This is a genomic window from Massilia sp. UBA6681 (assembly GCF_002454935.1).
Lineage (GTDB): Bacteria > Pseudomonadota > Gammaproteobacteria > Burkholderiales > Burkholderiaceae_D > Telluria > Telluria varians.
Genome location: NZ_DKJX01000026.1, coordinates 1,918 through 5,150 on the forward strand (window position 1 = coordinate 1,918; position 3,233 = coordinate 5,150).

Here is a 3,233-nt window from a genome sequence, read left to right on the forward strand (position 1 = left end):
GGCCGCCGTTGCGGATCAGGAGCGCTCGCGCTCGACCCGGTTCACGCCCGCCACCCGCCGCAGGTTGCGGATCAGCTGCGCCAGGTGCACCCGGTCTTTCACCTGGATGGTGAAGCGCAGCTGCGTCATCAGGTGTTCGTCGTCCTCGTCCATGCCGACATAGGTGATGTTGGCGTCGGACTCGCCGATCTCGGCGGCCACGCGCGCCAGGATGCCCTTCTCGTTGTTGATGAGCAGGCGGATGCGGCAGTCGAAGCGGCGGTTGAGCTCCTCGCCCCACTGCACGGCGATCCAGCGGTCCGGTTCCTTGGAGCGGACCCGCGCCGCCGGCAGGCAGTCCTTGGTATGCACCACCAGCCCCTGGTCGCGGCGCAGCTGGCCGGTGATCTGGTCGCCCGGGATCGGCAGGCAGCAGGGCGCCAGCTGCACCGAGACCCCTTCGCTGCCGTAGATGGTGACCGGGTCGATGTCGCTGCTCGGCAGCGGCAGGTCGGACGGCTTGTGTTCCGGGTCCGCGTCCATCAGGCCGAAGATGTGGCGCGCCACCAGCTGCGGCATGCGCTTGCCGATGCCGATGTCGGCATACAGTTCTTCCATCGACTTGGCCGAGGATTCCGCCAGCAGCTTTTCGATGGTGCTCGGCGGCAGCTCGGCGCCGATGTTGCGGGCGGCCAGGGCGCCGGCCAGCAGTTCCTGGCCCAGCTCGACCGACTCGTTGACGTTCACCGTGCGCAGGTAGTGGCGGATCGCCGAACGCGCCTTGCCGGTACGGACGAACGACAGCCAGGTCGGGCTCGGACGCGATTCCGGATCGGTGACGATCTCGACGATGTCGCCGTTGTGCAGTTCGGTGCGCAGCGGCTGGGTCTCGTTGTTGATCTTGACCGCCACCGTGTGGTCGCCGATGCCGGTGTGGATCGAGTAGGCGAAGTCGAGCGCCGTGGCGCCGCGCGGCAGGGCGATGATCTTCGACTTCGGGGTGAACACGTAGACCGAATCCGGGAACAGGTCGACCTTGACGTGCTCGAGGAACTCGGCCGAGTCGCCGGTCTGCTGCTGGATGTCGAGCAGCGACTGCAGCCAGGCATGGGTGCGCTGCTGCAGGTCCGACATGTTCGAGTCGCCGGTCTTGTACAGCCAGTGCGCCGCCACGCCGCTTTCGGCGGTGCGGTGCATGTCCTGGGTGCGGATCTGGAATTCGACCGGGGTGCCGTAGGGGCCGATCAGGGTGGTGTGCAGCGACTGGTAGCCGTNNGCCGAGCGCCACGTAACAGTTCGGCACCGTGTCGACCACCACGCGGAAGCCGTACACGTCCAGCACCTGCGAGAACGACAGGTGCTTGTTACGCATCTTTTTATAGATGCCGTACAGGGTCTTTTCGCGGCCGTAGACCTCGGCCTGGATGCCGCTAGTTGCCAGCTGGTTCTTGACCGCCTCGAGGATCTTCTTGACGACTTCGCGGCGGTTGCCGCGCGCCGCCTTGATGGCCTTGGCCAGCGTGAAGTAGCGCAGCGGGTAGAGGTGGGCGAAGGACAGGTCCTGCAGCTCGCGGTAGATGTTGTTCAGGCCGAGGCGGTGCGCGATCGGCACGTAGACTTCCATGGTCTCGCGCGAGATGCGGCGGCGCTTGGCCGGGACCATCACGCCCATGNNGGCGGTCGGCGAGCTTGATCAGGATGACGCGCACGTCCGAGGCCATGGCCAGCAGCATCTTGCGGAAGTTCTCGGCCTGGGCCTCGATCTGGCTCTGGAACTCGATCTTTTCGAGCTTGGACAGGCCGTCGACCATGTTGGCGACCTGGGCGCCGAAGCGCTCGATCAGCTCGTCCTTCTTGACGTCCTGGTCTTCGATCACGTCGTGCAGCAGCGCGGCCATGATGGCCTGGGCGTCGAGCTTCCACTCGGCGCAGATCTCCGCGACGGCGATCGGATGGGAAATGTAGGGCTCACCGGACTTGCGGACCTGGCCGAGGTGCATCTCGTCGGAGAAGCGATAGGCTTCCTTGACCTTTTTCAGCTCGGCGGGGGTGAGGTAGTCGGACAGCTTGTTGATGAGCTGCGTGACCGAGGCGACGCCCGGGGCGGGCGCCGGTGCCTCGGCGTCTTGCGGTTTGCCCGGACGCTTGGTGCGGGCAGGGGTTCCTGGATGGGTCGAATCCGGGGAAGACAAACTCATATGTAATATCGATCAGCCAGTGTAGGCACAGAATAACAGAATATCGATATACCTAAACCTGCCATCCAGGATGGGTATTACATCGGGACCTTTTTCAGCATCTCGAGGCCGACCTTGCCGGCCGCGATTTCGCGCAGCGCGACGACGGTCGGCTTGTCCTTGGCTTCGACCTTCGGGGTGTGGCCCTGCAGCAGCTGGCGCGCGCGGTAGGTCGCGGCCAGGGTCAGCTGGAAGCGGTTCGGGACGTTCTTGAGGCAATCTTCGATGGTAATGCGGGCCATAGGTCACTCCTGAATTGGACAATGTGCGACGACCTTGCGGTGCCGCACGCTGCTAGATCATAAATTTGGTTGTTGCGCGTGGATTCCCAGCTGGGCAAACAAGTCGGCGTTGCGCGCCGCCTGCTGGGCGAAACGGCAACGTGTCGCTTTGACAATCGCCTGCAGTTCTGCGAGGGCGACGTTGAACTCTTCGTTGATGATAGCATACTCGAACTCCGGAGCGTGAGCCATCTCCCCCCCGGCGGCCAGCAGGCGGCGGGTGATGATGTGGGGCTCGTCGGTGCCGCGCTTGTGCAGGCGCTCCTCCAGGGCTTCGATCGACGGCGGCAAAATGAAGATGCCGGCGGCGTCGGGGAACTGCTTCTTCACCTGGCGCGCGCCCTGCCAGTCGATCTCCAGCAGGATGTCGGTGCCCAGCTTCATCTCCTGTTCCACGGTCAGGCGGCTGGTGCCGTAGTAGTTGCCGTGGACTTCCGCCCATTCCAGGAACTCGCCGCGGTCGGCGCGCGAAACGAAGTCTTCCGCCGTCGTGAAGTGGTATTCGCGGCCGTCCTGCTCGCCCGGACGCGGCGGACGCGTGGTGGTCGAGATCGACAGCTTGATGCCCGGTTCCAGCTTCAGCAGGGCGTTGACCAGGGTCGATTTGCCGGCGCCGCTGGGTGCGGCGACGACGAACAGGCTGCCGGAGAGGGCGGGAGTGATCATGAATAGAGTCCTTGGTTAAAACGTGTATTACGTGTGTTCATCATAACGTTGAACGCGTGGGCAGGGCAAA

The 3,233-nt window shown here is 64.4% G+C and carries 2 protein-coding genes and 1 pseudogene; all 3 read right to left on the minus strand.

Annotated elements, in window-relative coordinates; translation table 11 throughout:
- Positions 1 to 15: 15 nt before the first annotated feature.
- A pseudogene (locus B2R83_RS03030) lies at positions 16 to 2,177 on the minus strand (RelA/SpoT family protein).
- A 77-nt stretch (positions 2,178 to 2,254) separates the two neighbouring features.
- Complete coding sequence (gene rpoZ / locus B2R83_RS03035) at positions 2,255 to 2,458, minus strand: DNA-directed RNA polymerase subunit omega (RefSeq protein WP_005665923.1); 204 nt, start codon at positions 2,456 to 2,458, stop codon at positions 2,255 to 2,257.
- Between the two features lie 57 nt (positions 2,459 to 2,515).
- Positions 2,516 to 3,163: a guanylate kinase gene (gene gmk / locus B2R83_RS03040; RefSeq protein ID WP_027864404.1), complete on the minus strand. Its 648-nt coding sequence runs from the start codon at positions 3,161 to 3,163 to the stop codon at positions 2,516 to 2,518.
- Positions 3,164 to 3,233: the final 70 nt, after the last annotated feature.